The sequence below is a fragment of the Sphingobacterium hotanense genome, from assembly GCF_008274825.1.
Lineage (GTDB): Bacteria > Bacteroidota > Bacteroidia > Sphingobacteriales > Sphingobacteriaceae > Sphingobacterium > Sphingobacterium hotanense.
Genome location: NZ_CP030848.1, coordinates 1,930,650 through 1,951,836 on the forward strand (window position 1 = coordinate 1,930,650; position 21,187 = coordinate 1,951,836).

General features: G+C 39.5%; 24 protein-coding genes and 1 tRNA gene. 8 read left to right on the top strand and 17 right to left on the bottom strand.

Annotation, left to right across the window (positions count from 1 at the left end; genetic code table 11):
- Window positions 1-30: 30 nt before the first annotated feature.
- The 4 genes from DSM08_RS07910 to DSM08_RS07925 form a co-directional block, all read right to left on the bottom strand.
- Window positions 31-1,548: a hypothetical protein gene (locus DSM08_RS07910; protein ID WP_149525655.1), complete on the bottom strand. Its 1,518-nt coding sequence runs from the start codon at window positions 1,546-1,548 to the stop codon at window positions 31-33.
- Window positions 1,549-1,582: 34 nt separating this feature from the next.
- Entirely contained in the window at window positions 1,583-2,479 is an 897-nt protein-coding gene (locus tag DSM08_RS07915; RefSeq protein WP_149525656.1) for a S49 family peptidase, read from the bottom strand.
- Between the two features lie 137 nt (window positions 2,480-2,616).
- Complete coding sequence (locus tag DSM08_RS07920; RefSeq protein WP_149525657.1) at window positions 2,617-3,003, bottom strand: hypothetical protein; 387 nt, start codon at window positions 3,001-3,003, stop codon at window positions 2,617-2,619.
- A gap of 1 nt (window position 3,004) precedes the next feature.
- Window positions 3,005-3,541: a hypothetical protein gene (locus DSM08_RS07925; protein ID WP_149525658.1), complete on the bottom strand. Its 537-nt coding sequence runs from the start codon at window positions 3,539-3,541 to the stop codon at window positions 3,005-3,007.
- A gap of 740 nt (window positions 3,542-4,281) precedes the next feature.
- On the opposite strand from DSM08_RS07925, the gene DSM08_RS07930 reads away from it, so the two are divergent.
- Complete coding sequence (locus tag DSM08_RS07930; RefSeq protein ID WP_149525659.1) at window positions 4,282-4,701, top strand: hypothetical protein; 420 nt, start codon at window positions 4,282-4,284, stop codon at window positions 4,699-4,701.
- Window positions 4,702-5,225: 524 nt separating this feature from the next.
- On the opposite strand, the gene DSM08_RS07935 is transcribed toward DSM08_RS07930, so the two are convergent.
- From DSM08_RS07935 to DSM08_RS07985, 11 genes are all read right to left on the bottom strand, one after another.
- Window positions 5,226-6,317 carry a hypothetical protein gene (locus tag DSM08_RS07935; protein WP_149525660.1) on the bottom strand — a complete coding sequence of 364 codons (1,092 nt, stop codon included), beginning with the start codon at window positions 6,315-6,317 and terminating at the stop codon, window positions 5,226-5,228.
- Window positions 6,317-6,595: a hypothetical protein gene (locus DSM08_RS07940; protein WP_149525661.1), complete on the bottom strand. Its 279-nt coding sequence runs from the start codon at window positions 6,593-6,595 to the stop codon at window positions 6,317-6,319. The genes DSM08_RS07935 and DSM08_RS07940 overlap by 1 nt, the downstream gene beginning before the upstream one ends.
- 773 nt (window positions 6,596-7,368) lie before the next feature.
- Window positions 7,369-8,130, bottom strand: coding sequence for a hypothetical protein (locus DSM08_RS07945; RefSeq protein WP_149525662.1), 762 nt, complete (start codon window positions 8,128-8,130; stop codon window positions 7,369-7,371).
- Window positions 8,130-8,357, bottom strand: a complete 228-nt coding sequence (locus DSM08_RS07950; protein WP_149525663.1) for a hypothetical protein — start codon at window positions 8,355-8,357, stop codon at window positions 8,130-8,132. Before DSM08_RS07950 ends, DSM08_RS07945 begins: the two co-directional genes overlap by 1 nt.
- Window positions 8,358-8,475: 118 nt before the next feature.
- Window positions 8,476-8,853 (bottom strand): hypothetical protein, encoded by a 378-nt coding sequence (locus DSM08_RS07955; protein ID WP_149525664.1) that lies wholly within the window; start codon window positions 8,851-8,853, stop codon window positions 8,476-8,478.
- 271 nt (window positions 8,854-9,124) lie between these two features.
- Entirely contained in the window at window positions 9,125-9,421 is a 297-nt protein-coding gene (locus tag DSM08_RS07960) for a hypothetical protein (protein ID WP_149525665.1), read from the bottom strand.
- 8 nt (window positions 9,422-9,429) lie between these two features.
- The gene (locus tag DSM08_RS07965) at window positions 9,430-9,627 is read right to left on the bottom strand and encodes a hypothetical protein (RefSeq protein WP_149525666.1); all 198 of its coding nucleotides are present in this window, start codon (window positions 9,625-9,627) and stop codon (window positions 9,430-9,432) included.
- Between the two features lie 18 nt (window positions 9,628-9,645).
- Window positions 9,646-12,627, bottom strand: coding sequence for a primase-helicase family protein (locus DSM08_RS07970; protein ID WP_149525667.1), 2,982 nt, complete (start codon window positions 12,625-12,627; stop codon window positions 9,646-9,648).
- Between the two features lie 308 nt (window positions 12,628-12,935).
- Window positions 12,936-13,322: a hypothetical protein gene (locus tag DSM08_RS07975; RefSeq protein ID WP_149525668.1), complete on the bottom strand. Its 387-nt coding sequence runs from the start codon at window positions 13,320-13,322 to the stop codon at window positions 12,936-12,938.
- 11 nt (window positions 13,323-13,333) lie between these two features.
- A complete protein-coding gene (locus tag DSM08_RS07980; RefSeq protein ID WP_149525669.1) occupies window positions 13,334-13,912 on the bottom strand; it encodes a helix-turn-helix domain-containing protein in 579 nt (192 codons plus the stop codon).
- Window positions 13,913-13,988: 76 nt separating this feature from the next.
- Window positions 13,989-14,237, bottom strand: coding sequence for a hypothetical protein (locus DSM08_RS07985; RefSeq protein WP_149525670.1), 249 nt, complete (start codon window positions 14,235-14,237; stop codon window positions 13,989-13,991).
- 114 nt (window positions 14,238-14,351) lie between these two features.
- On the opposite strand from DSM08_RS07985, the gene DSM08_RS07990 reads away from it, so the two are divergent.
- The 6 genes from DSM08_RS07990 (at window position 14,352) to DSM08_RS08020 (ending at window position 18,563) form a co-directional block, all read left to right on the top strand.
- Window positions 14,352-14,732, top strand: coding sequence for a helix-turn-helix domain-containing protein (locus DSM08_RS07990; RefSeq protein ID WP_149525671.1), 381 nt, complete (start codon window positions 14,352-14,354; stop codon window positions 14,730-14,732).
- A gap of 278 nt (window positions 14,733-15,010) precedes the next feature.
- Window positions 15,011-15,520 carry a hypothetical protein gene (locus DSM08_RS08000; RefSeq protein WP_149525673.1) on the top strand — a complete coding sequence of 170 codons (510 nt, stop codon included), beginning with the start codon at window positions 15,011-15,013 and terminating at the stop codon, window positions 15,518-15,520.
- Window positions 15,521-15,791: 271 nt separating this feature from the next.
- Window positions 15,792-16,145: an ISAon1 family transposase N-terminal region protein gene (locus DSM08_RS08005; protein WP_149525674.1), complete on the top strand. Its 354-nt coding sequence runs from the start codon at window positions 15,792-15,794 to the stop codon at window positions 16,143-16,145.
- On the top strand, window positions 16,138-17,121 hold the full coding sequence (locus tag DSM08_RS08010) for an ISAon1 family transposase (protein WP_246172526.1): 984 nt from the start codon (window positions 16,138-16,140) through the stop codon (window positions 17,119-17,121). Before DSM08_RS08005 ends, DSM08_RS08010 begins: the two co-directional genes overlap by 8 nt.
- Window positions 17,122-17,233: 112 nt before the next feature.
- Window positions 17,234-17,587 (top strand): ISAon1 family transposase N-terminal region protein, encoded by a 354-nt coding sequence (locus DSM08_RS08015; RefSeq protein WP_149525674.1) that lies wholly within the window; start codon window positions 17,234-17,236, stop codon window positions 17,585-17,587.
- Window positions 17,580-18,563 (top strand): ISAon1 family transposase, encoded by a 984-nt coding sequence (locus DSM08_RS08020; protein WP_246172526.1) that lies wholly within the window; start codon window positions 17,580-17,582, stop codon window positions 18,561-18,563. The genes DSM08_RS08015 and DSM08_RS08020 overlap by 8 nt, the downstream gene beginning before the upstream one ends.
- A 105-nt stretch (window positions 18,564-18,668) precedes the next feature.
- Here DSM08_RS08020 and DSM08_RS08025 read toward each other — a convergent pair.
- Window positions 18,669-18,742, bottom strand: a tRNA-His gene (locus DSM08_RS08025).
- A gap of 499 nt (window positions 18,743-19,241) precedes the next feature.
- On the opposite strand from DSM08_RS08025, the gene DSM08_RS08030 reads away from it, so the two are divergent.
- On the top strand, window positions 19,242-19,661 hold the full coding sequence (locus tag DSM08_RS08030; protein WP_149525675.1) for a hypothetical protein: 420 nt from the start codon (window positions 19,242-19,244) through the stop codon (window positions 19,659-19,661).
- Here the strand turns inward: DSM08_RS08030 and pdxR are convergent.
- The gene (gene pdxR, locus DSM08_RS08035) at window positions 19,658-21,178 is read right to left on the bottom strand and encodes a MocR-like pyridoxine biosynthesis transcription factor PdxR (RefSeq protein ID WP_246172527.1); all 1,521 of its coding nucleotides are present in this window, start codon (window positions 21,176-21,178) and stop codon (window positions 19,658-19,660) included. The genes DSM08_RS08030 and pdxR overlap by 4 nt on opposite strands.
- Window positions 21,179-21,187 lie beyond the last annotated feature (9 nt).

Consider the following 21,187-nt stretch of genomic DNA (forward strand, 5'->3'; position numbering starts at 1 on the left):
GCCCTTTTGGTTATGGTTGACTATTTATGATTACAATCCGCCATTTGATGATGCAGAGCCATCATCTGGAGATGTTCCATCTGGGAATTGATCAGATGGGCGTAGGCCCGCTTGCGGATCATATCCCTGAGGAACATAAGCGAATACAGCTTCAGCAATTTGGAAGCCAACGCCTAACCAAAATTCTCCATATAAGCGAACTTCGTAGTCGTGCTTCTGGACATCATTGATCACTAGTGGTACCTCGTTCTTGTGGCGCAGCTTCACCATATTTTCGGCTGGCGTAGAGAAAACAATAGGGGATCCGGACATACCGTCCAACGACACTAACGTGTTAACAGAGTAGTCAATTTTGGCAGTTCCAAAATCACCGTCCTGACCGCTATTCTGTCCCCAAACCTTTTTGTAAGCGCGTTGATACTTACGATAGATTTCGGGCGAGACGTAGATATTCATCTTCTTGTTCTTATACAGAGGCGTCAAGTCGTCCACAAAGTTCTCGAAGAAATCAAGGATCTCTTCCGCCGTCGCTGTATCCCAGTTGATTGTGTCAGTGGTGAAATTGATTTTAGAAGCTTGTCCAAGCGCCTTTTGTTGAACAAGGATCGTCTCGATACCATCCATGCTGTCTTCTGGATCGGTAGCAACATTAGGATCCGTTACTTCAACATACTTTCCTTTGAAGATCATTCGAAGCTCAATATCGTCGAGGATCTGAGGATAGATCAGTTGTTCCCAAATGTACTTTGTGATAGGCATCTGGTCTGGAGAAAGACGCTCATCATACAAATGGAAAAGGTAAGAGTCCAAAACTTCTGCAGGAATGATCGGTACGTTGATCTTATGTCTGCGGTTCTTAATCACCAATGGCGTGAACTTCGTGTTGCCTTTAGGAGTCCACTTTGGTGTGAACTTCTGAACTACGGAATTGATCTGTGCTTGAACAGCTCTGTGCTCGGTAACCGCGGGTACAGTTTTAAAGTACTTCGAAGAACTGAAGCCAGTGAATAGCTGGCGAACGATCTCCAGGTTATTGCCGTTTTGACTAAGGTAAGTTCCAAACTCATCACGTACTGCTCCAACATCGATTGTTTTCCCTTGCGCAGAAATCATCGTTCCCGTGGCTAAAAATCCAAAAGCGGCTGCATAGTGCCCTGCTTTTCTCATTACGCTCATCACCTTAGGGATTCCTCCTTTGCTCTGGAATTCGTTGGTTTCGGCTTTCGGGAGGTCCTCTGGGGATTCCATCAATGCCTGGATAAGACTATCCTTCTTCTTGTTTTCTGCAATGGCCGCCTGCAGCTGTGCTGCTAACTCAGTAGTTGCTTGCTGTGCCTCAGGAGCGAATACCGCTTTCATTGCTTCGAAGATTCCTTTAGAGTGCTCCTCGGGGTTCTCAGCAGCTAAGCCTGCTTCAAACTTTTCAAGCGCGCTCTCTCCGAAAATTTCTTTCAATGTCTCGCGCTGTTCAGCATTTAATTTGTTCTCGGCAAGGGAAGTTACGTTCATTGCCTTTAAGAACACTGCTTTGATTTTATTCCAATTCATCTTTAAATAGGATTAGGTTGATATTTACTCAATGTTAATTACTCTTCTCCCAGGCCATCACCGAAGCATAGTTGATTGCATCGGTCAACGTCCCAATTCTATCTGCAAGTCCTGCCTCAACAGATTTACTGCCTTGATATGTGGAACCGGATAGGATGCCTGGAATTTCGAGGTTCAGCTTTGGTCGGTTCATCTTGACAGCATTTTGGAACTTAATTGCCAATGGATTAAGCATTTCTTCCTTGATCTGATCATATTCACCCTTCAATAGGTTTTGGAACGCCAGATTCTTTTCGGTTGACTGTTGAGCATAAACTTCATGGAATTTTGCTCCCATAGCTTCGTAATACGGGACCATGTCGATAAAGGAAAGCATCACACCAATAGATCCGAATACCGACGATACATCGTTGTTAGCGAATATGTAATCACACGCGGAAGCTGTCCAATAAGCTGCTGAACATGCAGCGTCACAATGCGCAACAATGGGCTTGCCAATGGACTTTACAAAATCGATAGCCTCTAACATAGGAGGAACTGCATTTACAGCGCCGCCACCAGAATCGATATCAAGAACGAGGGCAGAAACATTTTCTTTGGCCGCAAAATACTTAGTGTAATACGCGATTTCATCCATTCCATAGCTGCACAATGTTCCATATTTGAGCATGGTGCCTTTTACTGGAAGAACAATAACTTTTGCGCCTTCATTTCCAATCTCATCAGCTTCATGTTCTTCATCATCTTCATAGGCCATGATGTTGATGTTATCTAACGCCATTAGTTCTTTACTATATAGCTGTGAAGAGTTCAGGATAGAGTCTATCTGAGTTCCTAGCCCCAATGCTAGTTCCGGGCTGATCATGAAATGGCCTCTAATAATGGCTGATAAAAGATGATGTTGCCAGTTGGCAGCTATTTTCCGTTGCATATTCGTTCGGTTTATGCAAAGGTTGTGTTATCAGTTAGGGTTGGAAAGGACGTTTTTGGAGTTTTATAGAATGCTCTAAGGCCCCTATGCCGTATCCTATAGGGGCTTTTTAGGCATTTATTTCGGATAGAATTCTATTAATTTGTTATCAACTCTAGTGGAGGAGTAGGGCTGATGTGGTCGATGCGAATCGAAGTAAGTGATAGGGAGCTGTTCTGGAGAATAGTCACCGGTATAAAAGGAGATCCTACAATTAATTCTTTCCCGGCGCATAGCTTTATTTTAAAAATGCATTCATCACCTACCGGATTGTTATTTTTTAGCCTAGCCTGAATCCCAATGTTATAAAGTATTCCAGAGGCATCCGATTTTGTGTTAAAGCTTAAATCTCCAGATGCTGGATGGATGGCAAGATCCTTCCATTCTCTGACTGTGACATTAACACCTTTATCTGGAATTTTCTCGAATTCAAGCACGTCGCGCACTGTTGCGAATGATATTGATTCAATGATCTGAATGGCCATATTATTGATATTGTTGGATTTCTAAAATGGTTTTCCGTATAAATGCACTCTGAAGCTGCACTCGGCGTGCTAATCTATTCGCAATCTTATTAATGCTTTTTTCTTCGGACCTGTATGCTCGCTTCTTTAATTGTTCCTGTTCGCCGATCTTACTCACAAGTTTTCTTGCTAGAATAAAATTCTCAATGACATCCTTTTGTTTCATCTTCAAATTACGTCCCACGTAATAATATTGGATAAAGTCCTGATTGAAGCGTGCAATGATGTAATCATTGATCTTACGCTGATCATCCGGATGTATGTAGCTGAATCTGGTGAAAAGTGTGGACATTGCAGAAGTGCGGGGTAGCCGAAAATATACAGCTTTTTCTGGATCGCATTTCTGCTCTACCGGGTAGTCTGAATAACGGATCATAGAACAAATAAACTTTCCCTCTTCCGTATCTCGAAAGATAGAAAATGCCCCATCTTCATAGGCAAAGATAGAGTTCAAATATTCCCGATGCATCTGATCCTGGATGTGACAAACAACGTTCATATTCTGCTTTTAGTTGGTATAACCAAATTTACATATTATTCGTCCGAAAAGCGAAATCAATGTATTGAAAAATAGAATGTTATTTGGTTTTAGTTAAACAGATTATTCGCCTAAATCACGAAATGAGTGTGATTATTTATCGGAGTTGAATCGTAACCCAAATGTACAACAGGTCAGCGTGTCATCCAAAAAAAGCGTGTTTTTTTTGTAATTTTGTAATTTCGTAATTTGGTGCTGATAATCAGAAAGTTAAGTGTTTTAAAAGTGTAATTTATCAATTACACTTTTCTTTTTTAAAATGTAATTGAATATGAAGCTCAGTAGAAATTACGTTTTTACAATCTTTATTTTCTATTAATTACAAAAAAATGTAATTTATTAAGATATTGAATATCATTAAGTTATACTATTGTTTTTATTTAAATTACGAAATTACATTTTTTTTAAGGTTAAAAGGAAAAAGAGATACAAAGAGAAAAGCCGAGGCCGGCGGCGAGGGTGTCAAATAGGAACGCCCCAGCTGATGGCCGGAGCGTGAATTTGCGCTGCTTCGCGAGCGCGTTTTAAATACGATAGATGTAGGCATTCGAAATAAGCATGTAATAATTTTATAGATATACAACCCAAACTGAATGTACAAGCCAAGCCAAAGTTTCACCACTACAGACGATTCTACCATCATTTGGAAATATTTAGATCTCTTTAAATTTTTAGATCTAATATAAAACTAATAACTGTTTATGCTTAGGGTTGACCTGTTTATTGATAAATTCGAAGGGTTGGAGAATAATAGTGAAGCTAGTTATTACGAAAAACTAAGTAACAACACAAAGGAGAGAATTTCAGAATATATTAATTTATTGAAGGAAATCAACAGATGTGCTAGAATTTCTTCATTTATCAAGTGTTGGCATATAAATACAAATGAGTCTATTATTATGTGGGATGCGTATTCGAATTCTAATGGTGGAATCGCAATTAAGAGCACTGTGGGAATTCTGAAAAGGTCTAATATAGATGAGAGACCAATCTATATAACTAAGGTTAATTACATAGACGAATTTGTGCCAATTCACAATACGGTATTTCCACTAGTCCATGAAAGGGTAGAATTTTCTGATGAACGAGAATTTAGAATTCTTCATCAAGATTCAACTTAGATATTGGCAAAGGAAAGGCTTCTCAAGAATCAGAGAAAAGTATAAGAATTAAAATTGATCTCGAGATTCTGATAGATGAAATATTTTTTCATCCTTTAACCCCTGATTGGGTTGTAAATTCACTACAAAATATAATAAGAACTTACGGTGAAAAATTTGTGCTGGAAAATCGAACCTTTATAGCTAAAAAGTATAGCTTTTCAGAAAGCAGGTAAAAAAAAATAAAAAATTTATAAAACCCTTGCTTTTATCATTTACTCAAATTATGAAATTACGTCAAATGTTTGTTTCCTAGCCTCTTACAAGGTGTTTTTAATGCTAATAATTTCCCATTCTTTAATTCTTTTGATGTTTAGGTATAGTTGCTTGTTTCTAGGAGGGTGTTAATTAATATAATTGAAAAAATTTTGATGCGAAAAGATTCTGCTAGAAATAATCACGCCTCGATTATTATCGAGGCGTGATTAACATTCGGATCTGATTCCAGAAGAATTCGTCAATCACTAGTTGACAAAAATTTATTTTTATAAGTCCGGATCTAATATTTCAGCACCGCCTGCAATTGCAATTTCTCTAAAAAAATTATCACCACAGACAGTTGTGCCCACTGCCGTTACTGTTATTGAATTGGCTGACAATTGATTTGAGTTCCATGAGTTAATATGGATAACAGCTTTATCAGGCCCATCAGGGAAAATTTGGACATTATTTGATGTACTTGAAATCGTCCAATTAGCAACCGGATTTATCATTTCTTCAGGATCTTCATAGTATATGTAATAGGTACCTACACCCATGATTCTTGGTGAAACTCTAAAGGTACCTAAGTCGTTTCTTGCCCCCAGTGAAATCTCTTTCTTAACTACATTCGGTCCCAGCGTAGAAACGATTTTGATCTTTCCTTCACCAATTTTAGTTATTTTCCATTGATTATTCCCAATATGTGTAAGTGTTGCGATACTATCCGGTTGATCTAAGGTAATTTGACCTGGATAAACAACATTCGTGATCGTATATATACCCTCGTCACATATGACTTTTGGTCCAGTGATCGTTGATATTGGATAATCTTTGACAAAGGAGAACTGCTTAGTGCCAGAAATAAACCACGGTATCCCGTGTGTATCCTGAGGAGCTACACCATCTTTATTAAGATTCGGCAAACCCACTCTGTGATCGAAATTGTATTTGTAGAAAATTACTAGTCTATAACCGCCGGTATCAAAATTGAAAACATTAGGAATTGTTACATTAAAGTTTTTTATTTTGGAATGTAGTTGAATAGTTCCGTTACTATCGATGAAGTCTCCAATACCAAAGCTTGGGCCTCCCGTTGACCAGACAAGATTTGGTTGTCCATCGAAACCGTATCCGTTAATAATCCCTATATGTGTTTCTACCCACCTCAGATATGACGTGTATAGTCCTGACATTGTAAATCCAAACGATCCAGTTACATTTACAGGGGCATTGAAATATGGTATTTTTCCTCCTTTAAGTGGTATACTCAAATTAAAGTTATTGGGGTAAACAAGGTTTCCGGAGTCGTCATTTGCTTTTGCTTCGCTTAGTAGGTTTACAATGATAATGATTAATGCAATAAAATACTTCTTCATTAGTTTTTCATATTTTTTAAAGTAACAATAAATGGTTCGACATAATATACTCCAGAATATCCATCCCTTTTATATCCTAGGCTATCGGATAAATAATGAAGTTCCTCGGATGGTATACCAAGTAGGGTGCTAAGTTTTTCTTTTGTTTCTTTTACCGAAAAAAGCTCCCCGTTTATTTCCATTGTCTCAAGTAATTTGTCGTCAGAAATGCTGTTCTCTTTTTTGCAACTCGCCGAAAAAAATGAGAGTACTACAATAAATAACATAGATTTTTTCATAATTTTTAGTTTTGATGAATTGATAGTTGCAATAAGAATATGGAATTTTTTAGATTAATTCAAGTTTTTTTGACAATAAATTTTGTATTCCCTCTATTTTTAAGACTTCAATAGGTTTTGTTTTAAAGCTGTAAAAATATTTAAGTTAGAATTAGACTTAACAAATGAGGAATGTTCTTCATTAATTTTTTCTTTTCTATTTTAATTGAGCGAATTTTTCAATCTGAACATAATCCGGATTAATGGCAATAACATAAGTATCCAAGTGATCTGCTGGAGTCCTGGAATCAGCATCCTTCGATTGACCTCCTTTAGCCTTACTGAAGTTAGTACATTCCAAAGAAGCCCAAAGAACAAATTTTGCATTTGAATAGAGCTTGCGATAAATGTTTACAGTTTCTACCAATGGAGAAAGTTAAAGTATCCTTATAACCTCCTGAAAGTGGAATATTTTCGGATAGTTCTCCCAATTCGATTACAAAACACTTTTCTCCTTCGACTGCTCCCCAACTATTAGGTGTAATGTTTTCATATATTTTTAATTAAATTTTTTTAGTGTTTATAAAATCCGATGATTATCATATTTTCTTTTTAAAGGCATACTAAAGCCAATTATAAAATGAGAAAGAAAACTATATTTTTTTTATTTCTAGCAATTGCAGAGAAAAAATACAATAGCAAGCTCCCTCTTTTTGAGGTTGAGCATCTGATACTTGACGAATATGCAGAGTTTCTGCGAAGTATCATTAAGCGTTGTTAGACGACTTTATCCCTCAGACAAATTGGTTTGAGGGATTATTTGTTTTTCGCTTCATTTCCTCCCTGCATGCAGTGCAAATGGTCCGAGCAGCGTTCGCCCAAGAGCACGGTTTTCCTGTTTTTTCAATACATCTAATACAATTATCATTTGTACAACCACATAAAAAGCAAGTTCCTTCTACAGTTGGAATTACTTCAAATTCATAAACAAATACATAGGGGTTTGATTCCCAAGATTCACATCCATTTATTTTGGTCCAAAGAGAATTGAAAGACCAAAAAGGAGGTAGTCCCTCTTGAAAGCGTTTTTTTGTGAAGTAGTTCTTATACAATTGACCTTGTTCAATTAATTGTGTTGAACTCATATTTAAAGGTTCAATACCTTCAGCTATTGCGTCCTCGTTTGAAATTTCTTGTAGTTTTTCAAGTCTTACATTGGTGACTTTTAAAAAAAGCCTTGCAGCATCAAAGGGCATATGTATGGACGGTTTCCAGGAATGGTCTGAATATTTTAGTTCAGTAGCCTTATATATAAATGGCGCTATAATAGTTCCCCAATTGTCACATGGTTCTCTAATCCATAGAATATCATCTATTTGATACCTTGATGTAACGTCTTTATCAATCTTTTTATGGATTCCATTGATATTAAAATCAACTTTCGCCGAGTGAGACCAAAACTGATAAGAGCATATTCTTCGTGTTTGTGATTTATTTCCATTCATTATGGACTCAACCATTGATGTGGAGAATAAAATTGGTTTGAGCTTTTTCATTACGATTCCTCCAAACTATTTAAATATCTTGCCCCATCATATCCGTCTAAGCCACTTAAAACATCGAACAAATGATCATCAACAGTTGTGTCGCCCTCTAAGCTTCCGGTAACACTATGGGCGCCAGAAGCATCTAAAACCCATTCGATCCTATGTGTAGTGTTTTTTGTTTTTACCGTTTTTATCCATCCTTTGGATGTGATTTCCAGTGTTATTCTATTTTCCATTTTTCAAAATTTGAAAGGTGTTTTTTTACAAATTCTTTAATAATGTCTTTTCTTTATCGTTTGCTTGTTCAAACGCTTTGATCGCATTTTCTTTGTTGATACTTAATGTTTCCATGGATTATACGTCTGCTCCGTTAATAAATTGACTATACTCTTTCAGGAATGTTTTTCCGGCGAAATCCGCTCTCTCCCAATTGATTATTAAATGGCGAGTACCCACAGAAGCTTCGGTGCCATTATGGCCGAAGCCGCCGGACGCAAACGAAGCAAACGAACGGTTCGGATTATAAAACCAAGGATAATATACCTCAGTAACATGTTTTCCTCCATTCATTGCAAAAGCAATCGCTTTCACTTTTTCGGAACCAATAGTGTCTACTTCCATCCCTGCTGTGCGCGCCTTGAACTGAGCTAAAGTTTCTCCTTTGAACTGGAGAACTTTTTCGAATGTGTCGATCTCTTTGTAATCGAACTCTTTTTTAGCTGAATTGTCCATAATTCTTATTTAAATTTTATTGTTGTTTAATAAGTCAGAGATCTTCTTAAAGACATAGCCTTTAAATGCTATGTCTCGGGTTGTCCATTCATGATGGTATTCGTCATAGAACAATTCGACCCTGTCTTCGTCTCCGGATTTGCTGCCGTGCCGGTGATGACCGTTAAAAATTTTGCTTTTCGGCCTCCAGGCAGATTTGATCTTAGCGACGTACTCCGACAGCATCCTGGTGTGAACATTCGCCTTCAGTCTTTGAAGCTTAGCATGTTCGTCATTTAATAATTGATGAAAAGTCATATCCTATTATTTTTAAGTGTCCGTTAGTTACGAACTGATCAAGATCGTCGACTAGCTCAGTTATCAATTTCTCGGGTTTGGTGATATCCACAAACCCGGCATAGGTTTGTGGGTATTCGCCAATTTGTTGAACGACGATCCATCCATTTTCCATCTCCATTTCATAAGAGGAACCGGCGTCCGGATTTCCCATGATAACCTTGGTCACTTCAAATACTCGTCTGCGGGTATCAATGAAGCGCGTGCCTAGAGGCCAGGAAGGGCGGATCATCTTTTTCATTATTTTTCTCGAATTGAAACCGACTTTAATCGAACATCGACGTCGAATATCTCAACCGGCCACCCGTTAGCTTGTATTACCGACTGGATTTCATCTTTTGTTGTATCTAGATTCAAGCCTCTTAGCTCGATACCTCCTTTATATGGCCTTGTCGTTACAGGATTTATTAATTCGATTATTTTATTTAGGTATTCCATGATGTAGATTTTTAAATATTAAAAGCCTGGTGATTTAGTTCCTGGTATTGGTTCCATGACATCGGCCAAGGAAATGGTCGGATCATGCACGATATCGTTGATCGCGTCGCGGTCAGATTGCAGATAGATCATTGCTTGGGTTTTCTTACGGTCATCCTTTATCCATTTCTTTTCCCGATTGTCGAATCGAATTACGTCCCATGTTTTAGTGACCCTGCCGTCGTTGTTTTGCACTTCTTTAGGATTCAGCGACATCTTTTTCAACTGAGCAAAGAGTTTCATTTTCGAATTGAAGCCGTTAGATGTGATCGTCTTTATATTGGCTTCTGCCTTATAGTCTTCTAGCGCGTATTGGGTAGGGACGAAGCAATCCAGTCTCCCCGATTCTTTCGTGAAGAATACCTCCGCCCAGGCGAGAAATGCAAAACCCATCGAATTAGTGAAAGCGCGATCCATAATGTTTTTCATTGGTGCTTCAATCCATGTTGGCCAAGAAAGATATAGCTGGCAGCACTGCGCCATGAAATTTAGATCTAGGTTCCATTCATCATCGGTATACTGTGCCGCCCACAGTTCCTTTCCAAAGTCATCTACCGGCTGTCGGTTTTCGCGGAACATTCCAGACCTATCTACGTGATAGTAGTTCGAAGTACCAAAGAATAGGATACGGCGCATTAAAGATGGACCCAAATCATCGGGCGCAAAGTTTGTTGTGATGCCAAGCTTCGGGGATTCAGAAAAAGGCAGGGTCGTTCTGGTCTTTCCCTTCGGATTGACGGTGATGTCTCCAGTGGTCATCGAGAACACGCGCTCCATAGGGAAGTTACGATCTGCATCGTCGATATACATGGTGTCAGTGTTAGTCGTGACCTGTTCGAAAACGTGATTGTCATCGAATAGCTTGACGTTCTTTCCATCAAAAAGCAATAGATTTTTTATTGTTCGCAGACCTTTGAAAAATATTGACTTTCCGGTTCCGCCGAAGGATCCTTGCTCTTTCTGAGGTGTGTCATCCATACCATATACGATCCATGGCCTAGACTCTGCCTTGTAGCGATGCATCATATATCCAAAGCAGTACATTTTATTGATCAGGTGAAGTGCTTGTTCATCTTTATCTTCTTGTGTGAGGTTCGGCCCGTAGATATTGAATCGATTATTGTCCCTGTATGCTCCAATTTCCTCATCACTCAAGTGCTCAATATTATCTTCCAATTCTTTTCTCCAGTGAACTCTAGAAGTTTGAATAAGGAACCTAAAGAACATCGAGTCTTGATTTTTTATGTCAATAGAATAACGTCCTGAATCGTCTTTGTTCACCGTGAACATCGGCTCTAGCTTTCTTACTTTCTTTTTGAGAATCTTCGACTCCCATACCATCTTTTCGAGTTTATTCGATTGCACATCGTCTATACCTCGAGCAGTGATCTTCCAGGTCGTGTTCTCAAAGAACATATACTGTGTCCATGGATCGTAGTCTCGGAAATCGGGATTTAACATTGGCAACGAATCGAACGAATTCGCAGATATAGCGGTCGACTTATGTACAACATTCAGAAGATGTTCACTTACAAATCGAGATCTCAAAAAATTGAGAAGGTATGCTTTTATATCTTCGGACTTAACCTGTCGTACTAGGTTCCCGTCGATCTGTATAAATTCAATCGTTTCTTCATTGACTTTTCTACGTCCAAATCCGGCCTTAACAAGGAAGTTCAAAACTCGTTCGATCGAGAGCTCGTATTGGTTCCTTTCCTTCCTGTTCCCCTGCCTGTCAAAAGCTGGGGTTTCATCCCAGAAGCGGTACATTTTGGCTACCTTGATCAAGTTGCTTAGGTCTCCAGAACTATAATACTTCATATAGTCCCTTAAATCTTTACAAGGGCGACCATATTGGTCGCGTCTTCCCTGTAGCTCTAATGGAAGTTCAATTGTTTTGATGTCTAAAAACAGCGTATGCGTATTGGTGAGGCAGAGTCTATGGTTTTGCATCTGGCCGGTGTAATCGAGATCCGGGCAAGTCAATATAGACTTCGCTTTTGCAAACAGCTTGAACAGCTGATCACGGGTCAATTTGAAATGTTCAGATGATGGATATATTATATGATATCCTAATGCCCGGAAATTTAGCGCATCGGATCCGCCTGTACAGTAGATGATCTCGTCAAGCTTTTGTTCTTTCTTGTCGTTTTCATCATCGCTTTCGGCTTCCATCTGCTTTACCTTTTCTTCATATGCTTTTTTAACCTGGGCATAGCCATGAAGGAACTGCGCGTCAAATTTTCCATGATAATAGAAACGTTTCCCCTTATCCTTGGATTTCGGTAGGTAGATCTTGGAAAAGCGGGCTCCGTCCTTCGTTTCTTCCTCGATGCGAAAAATAGGGTAGAACTCCGTTGCCTTAAAAGTGATAGCTTTTCTGTCCTTAATAATAGTATAGCTGTCTAGGACATGCCAATGCTGTTCTAAGAGCAACTTTCTAAAGTGTTCCAATACTAATTCCTCTCGCTCGCCTTCAGGCTTGTTTCGGTACTGAGAGGCAACGTACGACCAGGTACGCTCCGAGAAGATGATACGAAGATGGCTTTCCTTAATAGTTTCCGCGTGGTTGAAGGTCCATTCTCCATCAGGCTGATCTGGTTTAGCATCTTCAGACGATACATCGGCTTCATACATGGAGCGTATCTGGGCATTGCTGCCAATGCCGTGACGTTCAGCAATGATCTTTATCGCTTCGCCATATTCGCAATTCTCTTTTACCTGAGTGTAGGCGATGGCATTCATCCATTTTCCGACATGGCCGAAGTCATTGACGATATAGTTGCCGTCGCTGGTTCGCTTTATCTTCGAAGATGGCGTTTTTTCATAGCGGCCTGGATCGGTGAAGTGTTTATTCGTACGGACGAACTCATCAATATCCGGAATATAGAACCGAAATATATCGAGACCGCCATTCGTGTTCAGAAGAATATCTTCCTTTGTGATCTTGTATTGCTGCATCCGATAGATTAGTTTTTAGAACGATTGGTGTAATACATCACAAGTAACAGATTAGCTAAAAAGGAGATTAAAAAAATTATTAGTAGCATAACGATCAAGAGCTCTTTCTCCTTGAGCTGCTGATCTTGCAGCTTTATTGTCTGTGCGAGTATTTCAGTATTCATTATTTTTTGAGTCTTAGGTTAAATAGATCCGCCCGACCAGGTAAGGCGGGATAAGTGTGTTAGCATGTAAGAACTTTCCTGACCTGCTATGAACCTGACACGGTTTTGCCATCAAAGCCTTCGCCTGAGAGTTCCTGACAATATTTAATGATCGGAATAATGTGGTTGTCGAAATGGGGGAGTGCAATAGACGGTTTGGTAGGGGTAAGTGCTGCAAAGCTCACGCGCGAACCGGCGATGTGTCTTGCAAACCTCTATGCTACCTTCAGAATAGCTTTCCAAAACGAATCTTAGATGTTTAATGGCTTTTGCGCGTTCTTTGGTAAGCGTGTTGCTCTTCACGTAAGCGTAGTTTCGCATCGATAAAAATGAGCGGATCTCTGCAACTAAGAATTTCAAAGTTCTGATGCGAAGAATGGCGTCTGCTTCGTCATAGCTGCGCACGCTCATGACGGTCGATTTTATTTTTGAAAATTCCGGATAGCGGATTTCCAATGTTCGTGATTCGGGGTGAAGTTTTCCTGTAATCATATCTTTAGGGATTATTCGATGATATTTCTTTTTACTGCCCATGCGATAATACCAAGCTTCGAGGGCACACCTAGCTTGCGTTGGATATTCTTATTGTGGCTGCTAACCGTCTCTTCAGCGATGTATAATTCATCGGCGATCTGTTTATTATGCTTCCCTGAAGCGATCTTGCGAATGATATTAATTTCTTGTTTGGTGAGGTGCTCGTCGCCTACTTTGATAGAAGGGCAAAGCTTCCCTTCAAAGCTACACGAGCCACGGCGGCCACAATCAAAATATTCTGTATGCGCAATCTTGCCTTCTGGAGTGATGTCTGAAAAGCCGTCGAACCCTCCAAATCGACATACGATATATTGACGCATCATCTCTTCGCTGTCGGTAATATCCCAAGCTACTAGCGCTTTCATTGCTTCCGGATTTCCAATCATATCCATCTCAATCTTTTCAATAATCCAGGCAGGAAAAGAGCCCCATTCGTATCTACGGCCATTGTGAAGACATTTTATATCGTTTCCACCAACGTAGAACTCCACTCCATCATCTTCCAGTCCTGGGGGTAGATGCTGCTTTACTTTGGAAAGGTTTATCATTATAAAATGGTAGATAAGTGGGATATACTAATCGAAATCTTTACGCTTACTTTGCTTAGTTGGTATTGAGTGGCGGCTACTGATCTTGGTATTCAACTCCAGATAGCAACTTTAGGAGTTCTCTAGCTTTGCTAATAATGCGAGGATCATAGCCGTCCTTAATGGTGCGAAGCTCCTTATGTACTGTGACACGATCAATTAGATAGCCCTCTTTGATGAGCGCTTCAGATATCGTTCGAGGAAAGGCTGTAGGAGAGTGCTTTCGAATAAATTGAAGTTCGTTTCCACTTACTTCAATTAATACTGGTGTAGGTACTGTAGTCATTTGTTACCGATTTTTGTTATTATTGTTTGTTACTGTATTTTGTTACTGCAAAGATATTCCAAACGGAATATTAAAGCAAGGGAAATATTCCATTTGATATAAAAAACTAACTAAGTGGCTGATATAGAGTCGGATAAAATTTTACGATTTATTAAGATTCAAAAACAATTGAATCTTAAACAAAAGGATTTTGCAGAAAGAGTGGGGTTGACTCAGTCGAAGGTATCTCTATTAAATAATGGGAAAGCTGGAGGGAATATTCTGAACGATATATTTTACAGGTTACATTATGAGTTTGGGCTTTCAAAAACATGGTGGGATACCGGTCAAGGGGAGATGTTTGAATCTAGATCGGCTTCTTTCCAAGAGGAGTTAACGGAAAATTATATCCATAGCGAATCGGATTCGGTTAACGAAAGCTACGAACAATTGAAAAATAAGTACATCAAATTGTTGGAAGATTACAATTTGTTGTTGAAGTCAAAACTTCAATAATTACTTAAAATAGAATGTATTCTAATTTGAATATCCAATATTTACTGGCATTATTGTTTGCTTCTATCTTTACTTTGACTGGCTGTCAAAGAAAGGAAGGCGAACATGAGAGAAAATCTCGGATGTTTGAAGATATTAATGCAAAATATGATAGTTTAGGATTTATGGGGTTTTCAGATGCTGTAAAAAAAATGCATCAAATTGAAGTTTACAGTAGCATACAATTAGGAAGGTGAAACATTTTCGATTCAATCAATATCAAAAATCATTCTGATTCATTGAAACGGATATTTATTGATTTGAATAAATTTTCTATTGAAGAATTTCTTGCGGATAAGGATAGTATCAATAGTTTTTCTAAAAGTTATTTGAGTGAAAAGGAGACGTTCTGGAATGATGCAAATTTTAGGTCTAGACTCCTAGATATTTACAAAGCAAATGGCAAGGTTGAGTTTGAAGATTTACTTTTCTATTTCGATAACTCTTATTTTAAGTTGGATCAGAATAGTGATTTTCAATATGTTTCAAAAATACATAGTGAAGATATTGAAAAATGGATGCTTGGTTTGAATGGTTTAATATTAGACTTCGAATATTCAGTTAAAGAAATGTTGGATAATCCTGATTCATTCGAGCACGTAGAAACTTCCTACAATAGCGCAAAAAATCAAGCAAATGTGAAAATGAAGTTCAGAGCAAAAAATAAATTTGGAGCAGTGGTTACAAATGTTGCCTTTGGGGTTTTAAATATCGACGATGGGAGCGTGTCAAATATTCGTATAAATTGACGTTTTTCGATCAGAAAAAATAAAAATTCCGAAGTTGTTCTTTTTCGTTTAATACGGATAATTTGCTAACATCACTGCTAACATTTAATATAACTAATTGATATTGAGTTAGTGTAAAGAGCGGCCCTGGGTACAAAAAAGCTCAACGAAAGTTGAGCTTTTTGCTTTTCAGGGCGATTTATAAGCGATATGCGGATTTATTGGATCAAGCTGAATTCTTGGGGGGAATGTTAAAAATTTGTTAGTTTAGCGTCCTTAATACAGATATCCCTTGCAAGAAGCCGAACGTAAATTACTATCCCTATTGATGCCCGAAGGGCTTTTGGAATACTTCCAGATTTTAGAAGTCGATCAGGTCGACAATCAACTCCATATTTATTTAGATGAACTTAATATTGCTCCGACAGGCTATGAGAACAGCAAGTTGGAGTCAAAGGGGTTTATGCCTTCTACTGAGATTTCGGACTTTCCTATTCGAGGTCAGAAAGTTACGCTACATATCCGTCGCCGTCGCTGGACAGTCTTGGATACAGGAGAGATCATCACGAGAGATTGGAACCTGGTGCGTGAGGGCGCTCGAATGACTACGGAATTCGGGCTTTCTTTAAAGAAGATATTTGGATAACCATCCTGTAAGCGCCCAATTGGTAGGTCTGTTCTTCCAAATGGACGGCAAGCAACTACAGGATCAGTACAAGAACCACCTCAGTGATTTCCATGATTGGGACCAAAAGCCGCATGCAGAGAGCTGGACATTGTTCCCTGAAAACATCTCGGAACACCTGAGCATCGATGAGACCAGCTTTAGCAACGGTGAGTTATATACCATTGTTAGCAGTAAATCGGCAAAAGGCCGTAAAGGGACGATCCTAGCAACTATTAAAGGCACAAAGGCTGAGGATATCATAGCTGTTCTCGAGCGAATACCCTTGCGATCAAGGAATAAGGTAAAGGAGGTGACCATGGATATGGCTCCCAACATGGCCAAGGCTATCCGTAGATGTTTCAGGAATGCCAGGCGTGTGGTCGATCGGTTCCATGTCCAAAAGTTAGCTTACGATGCCGTTCAGGAACTCCGTATCAAATATCGTTGGGAAGTCTTGGATGCAGAAAGCAAGAAGATAATGGAATCGCGAAAGCGAGGAACCCCATATGAACCCGAGTTATTGCCCAATGGCGATACGCTCAAACAGCTATTGGCTAGATCCAGACACCTCTTGTTCAAGCATCCCAGCCGATGGTCAGAAAGCCAGAAAAACCGGGCTGAATTGCTGTTCCTGCGGTTTCCTAAGCTAAAACAGGCTTATGATCTTGGAATTGCCTTAGGAGACATCTTCAACAAATGCCGGGACAAAAAGGTCGCATTTACCAAACTAGGCCTGTGGCATAATCAGGTTGAGAATGCGGGCATTGCTTCCTTTGAGAGCGTAGCAAGATCCATTGCAGCTCATCATCAATACATTCTCCATTACTTCGACAACAGAAGTACTAATGCATCGGCAGAATCATTCAATGCAAAACTCAAAGCTTTCAGGAGCGTCTTCCGTGGCGTAAGGGACACAACATTCTTCCTGTACAGAGTGATGAAATTGTATGCTTAAAAATCTTTACCCCCCAAACTTTCGGTATGATCCTCCATTTCTCGGATCAAGCTGAATTCTTGGGGGGAATGTTAAAAATTTGTTAGTTTAGCGTCCTTAATACAGATATCCCTTGCAAGAAGCCGAACGTAAATTACTATCCCTATTGATGCCCGAAGGGCTTTTGGAATACTTCCAGATTTTAGAAGTCGATCAGGTCGACAATCAACTCCATATTTATTTAGATGAACTTAATATTGCTCCGACAGGCTATGAGAACAGCAAGTTGGAGTCAAAGGGGTTTATGCCTTCTACTGAGATTTCGGACTTTCCTATTCGAGGTCAGAAAGTTACGCTACATATCCGTCGCCGTCGCTGGACAGTCTTGGATACAGGAGAGATCATCACGAGAGATTGGAACCTGGTGCGTGAGGGCGCTCGAATGACTACGGAATTCGGGCTTTCTTTAAAGAAGATATTTGGATAACCATCCTGTAAGCGCCCAATTGGTAGGTCTGTTCTTCCAAATGGACGGCAAGCAACTACAGGATCAGTACAAGAACCACCTCAGTGATTTCCATGATTGGGACCAAAAGCCGCATGCAGAGAGCTGGACATTGTTCCCTGAAAACATCTCGGAACACCTGAGCATCGATGAGACCAGCTTTAGCAACGGTGAGTTATATACCATTGTTAGCAGTAAATCGGCAAAAGGCCGTAAAGGGACGATCCTAGCAACTATTAAAGGCACAAAGGCTGAGGATATCATAGCTGTTCTCGAGCGAATACCCTTGCGATCAAGGAATAAGGTAAAGGAGGTGACCATGGATATGGCTCCCAACATGGCCAAGGCTATCCGTAGATGTTTCAGGAATGCCAGGCGTGTGGTCGATCGGTTCCATGTCCAAAAGTTAGCTTACGATGCCGTTCAGGAACTCCGTATCAAATATCGTTGGGAAGTCTTGGATGCAGAAAGCAAGAAGATAATGGAATCGCGAAAGCGAGGAACCCCATATGAACCCGAGTTATTGCCCAATGGCGATACGCTCAAACAGCTATTGGCTAGATCCAGACACCTCTTGTTCAAGCATCCCAGCCGATGGTCAGAAAGCCAGAAAAACCGGGCTGAATTGCTGTTCCTGCGGTTTCCTAAGCTAAAACAGGCTTATGATCTTGGAATTGCCTTAGGAGACATCTTCAACAAATGCCGGGACAAAAAGGTCGCATTTACCAAACTAGGCCTGTGGCATAATCAGGTTGAGAATGCGGGCATTGCTTCCTTTGAGAGCGTAGCAAGATCCATTGCAGCTCATCATCAATACATTCTCCATTACTTCGACAACAGAAGTACTAATGCATCGGCAGAATCATTCAATGCAAAACTCAAAGCTTTCAGGAGCGTCTTCCGTGGCGTAAGGGACACAACATTCTTCCTGTACAGAGTGATGAAATTGTATGCTTAAAAATCTTTACCCCCCAAACTTTCGGTATGATCCCATTTCTCCGTTTTTCGTGCATTTGAAATACGCATAAACGTAAAAAGCTCCTCATTTCTGAGAAGCTTTTCGGGTAAGTAATGGGGCTCGAACCCACGACCCCTAGAACCACAATCTAGTGCTCTAACCAACTGAGCTATACCTACCGTGATTTTGTGATACAAAAGTAGAATTAATCTCTATATTCTCCAAATATATTTAGCTAAATATATGGTTTTTGATACAAATAAGCTCATTTCTAAGTAGATATTTTTTTAGCTAGTCTAATTCGAGCGAGATATAATGAAGAAAAGAATCAATTTTATCATGGATGATGAAATTCTCATAGCCAATGTTCTATGAATATATTGATGTAGCCAAGATAGGGGCGTTGAATGTAAGATGTAAACCAACGTTTATTAAATATTTGATAGCTACGCTCTTTCTTTACATAATTATTGTAACATGCTTATTGCCTGATTTTTTAATTTGAAAATATTATGTTTCACATTAAAAGCCCCTTCACATATCGATAATTAATTGATTTTCATTGGTAAGCATCTTTTCGAATTTTAATTATTGAAGTATAATTTGAAAAATTAGTTTATATTTGATAGAGTTGTTTTAGGCCAGTAATCAATAGTTTGTAATCTTAAATGTATGAAGATGATTTCTAAAAATATATTGGTTGATTCGGCATTAATTGGTACTATACATTTCTACGCCTATGTTTTTAATAATTACGACGGCCATATAGGCTTTGGATTATTTACGAACGATGGACCTAAGCCAATCGTTTACTTTCTACGAAGTAAAACTTCTCGAACCACCCTACATTTTGATGATGAAATTATCTTTTGGTTATGCGATCAGAGTGAATTTAGTACGCAAGAGCGGAGGCATTTGTTTAAAGAGTTTCTAGACTTTGCCATCCGAATGGAACGAAAGGCTTCAGAGATGATCTTCAAGGGCGTGAAAATGACGACACTTTCTGATTCTCGTGAAATTATTAAATACAAACGCCTATACATTCATTATCAACGCCCATCCATTTCGCCGACTGTCCGCCTAAGTATGGAAAACTAACTTTCCATCTCTTCTAACACCAATTTCAATATTTTTACAGCCTGTTCCATTTCTTCCATATCGAGATTGCCGAATCCTATTCGTGTTCCTGTTGTTTTGCTCGATTGATAGAGTAGGGTCTTTGGTAAGAAAAGGTGCTTAGCGGCACAGCGTTTTGCTAGTTCATAGAGGTTTATTGCTTTCCTCCAATTCAACCAAAATGCTAATCCTCCCTTTGGGGTTGTAAACTGTACCCTTTCGCCTAGATGTTCAGAAAGCAAGTATCCGAAGTGATCCCTACGCTCTTTGTAAACCTTTATAGACTTCTTTAGGTGCCGATCAACAACTCCTTCTTGTATCAATTCGCCTAATGCTTGTTCCATCAATATGTCGCCTTGTCGATCGATGATGCCCAAGTGCTTCCGCATCTCCTGCATGATGTTTCTTGGTGCAACGATAAAGCCTGTTCTAAAGCCCGGTGCTAACGATTTACCAAATGAACCTACGTAGATTACCATACCGTTTTGATCGTTACTGGCGAGCGGTAAGATAGGTTGCTTCTCGTAGTGAAAGTCATAATCGTAGTCGTCCTCAACGATAATAAAGCCATATTGGTTGGCAAGCTGTAGCAAATCCATTCGTCTTTGCGCGGATAAGGGTACCGTAGTAGGATAATGTTGTTGTGGAGTGACATAGACCATCCGTATCGGCTCTTGCTCACATAGCTTTCGTAGCGCGTTAGTGTCTATTCCATCTTCGTCTACTGGAATGGTCTTGATTCTGTTGCCGGCTTTTTGGAAAATCATGTTAGCTGAAAAATAACCTAGTTCCGCTACGACAACGGTGTCTGATGGCTCGAGGATAATTTCCGCAATAATAAACAAACTCATTTCCATACTTCGTGTGATCAGCAAGTTGTCTTTACTGATTGCCAATCCTCGCGAATGTTGAAGATACATTGTCAGCTGCTCTTTGAAATATTCTGAACCGTCATGGTTATAATATCCCATTTTTCTGCGGTTAACCTTGCGCTTAAGGTTTGCCGAGTAAATCCTAGAGAGATCATCAAGCTGTGTTAAACGTATATCTGGCGTGCCGTCATTGAAACTCAGCTCGTAGTTGTTCTTCTCAAAAGGATTGTCTAAGAGGAAAGATTTCCGGAACCGATAGCCTGTGGTTTTCGGATAGCTATATTCTCTTTCTGTCGAAGGATTTAAAAGCGGTAATTCTGATGATATGAAAGTGCCTTTATTGGCTATTATTTCTACCCATCCTTGGGCGAAGAGTTCCTCATAGGCGGCCGTAATCGTGTTTCTGTGTACATCCAATAACTCACTTAACTGTCGGGTTCCCAAGAGTTTCGCTCCAGGTCGCAAATGTCCACGTACAATTGCTTGGATAAATTGTTGCGCTATTTGAAGGTATACATGTTGGGAATTCGACTTGTCTATTTGGATAATACTACGATAGGGTATGTTGTCCGGACTACTCATGATATCAAAACTGGTAGGGTTTAACCTGCCGGCAAGGTAATACATTTGCTGGAA

Bases quoted from the DNA above. Each gene is read 5' to 3' on its own strand.
- DSM08_RS07910 (WP_149525655.1), bottom strand. From the start codon at position 1,548: ATGAATTGGAATAAAATCAAAGCAGTGTTCTTAAAGGCAATGAACGTA.
- DSM08_RS07915 (WP_149525656.1), bottom strand. From the start codon at position 2,479: ATGCAACGGAAAATAGCTGCCAACTGGCAACATCATCTTTTATCAGCC.
- DSM08_RS07920 (WP_149525657.1), bottom strand. From the start codon at position 3,003: ATGGCCATTCAGATCATTGAATCAATATCATTCGCAACAGTGCGCGAC.
- DSM08_RS07925 (WP_149525658.1), bottom strand. From the start codon at position 3,541: ATGAACGTTGTTTGTCACATCCAGGATCAGATGCATCGGGAATATTTG.
- DSM08_RS07930 (WP_149525659.1), top strand. From the start codon at position 4,282: ATGCTTAGGGTTGACCTGTTTATTGATAAATTCGAAGGGTTGGAGAAT.
- DSM08_RS07935 (WP_149525660.1), bottom strand. From the start codon at position 6,317: ATGAAGAAGTATTTTATTGCATTAATCATTATCATTGTAAACCTACTA.
- DSM08_RS07940 (WP_149525661.1), bottom strand. From the start codon at position 6,595: ATGAAAAAATCTATGTTATTTATTGTAGTACTCTCATTTTTTTCGGCG.
- DSM08_RS07945 (WP_149525662.1), bottom strand. From the start codon at position 8,130: ATGAAAAAGCTCAAACCAATTTTATTCTCCACATCAATGGTTGAGTCC.
- DSM08_RS07950 (WP_149525663.1), bottom strand. From the start codon at position 8,357: ATGGAAAATAGAATAACACTGGAAATCACATCCAAAGGATGGATAAAA.
- DSM08_RS07955 (WP_149525664.1), bottom strand. From the start codon at position 8,853: ATGGACAATTCAGCTAAAAAAGAGTTCGATTACAAAGAGATCGACACA.
- DSM08_RS07960 (WP_149525665.1), bottom strand. From the start codon at position 9,421: ATGATCCGCCCTTCCTGGCCTCTAGGCACGCGCTTCATTGATACCCGC.
- DSM08_RS07965 (WP_149525666.1), bottom strand. From the start codon at position 9,627: ATGGAATACCTAAATAAAATAATCGAATTAATAAATCCTGTAACGACA.
- DSM08_RS07970 (WP_149525667.1), bottom strand. From the start codon at position 12,627: ATGCAGCAATACAAGATCACAAAGGAAGATATTCTTCTGAACACGAAT.
- DSM08_RS07975 (WP_149525668.1), bottom strand. From the start codon at position 13,322: ATGATTACAGGAAAACTTCACCCCGAATCACGAACATTGGAAATCCGC.
- DSM08_RS07980 (WP_149525669.1), bottom strand. From the start codon at position 13,912: ATGATAAACCTTTCCAAAGTAAAGCAGCATCTACCCCCAGGACTGGAA.
- DSM08_RS07985 (WP_149525670.1), bottom strand. From the start codon at position 14,237: ATGACTACAGTACCTACACCAGTATTAATTGAAGTAAGTGGAAACGAA.
- DSM08_RS08030 (WP_149525675.1), top strand. From the start codon at position 19,242: ATGATTTCTAAAAATATATTGGTTGATTCGGCATTAATTGGTACTATA.
- pdxR (WP_246172527.1), bottom strand. From the start codon at position 21,178: ATGTATTACCTTGCCGGCAGGTTAAACCCTACCAGTTTTGATATCATG.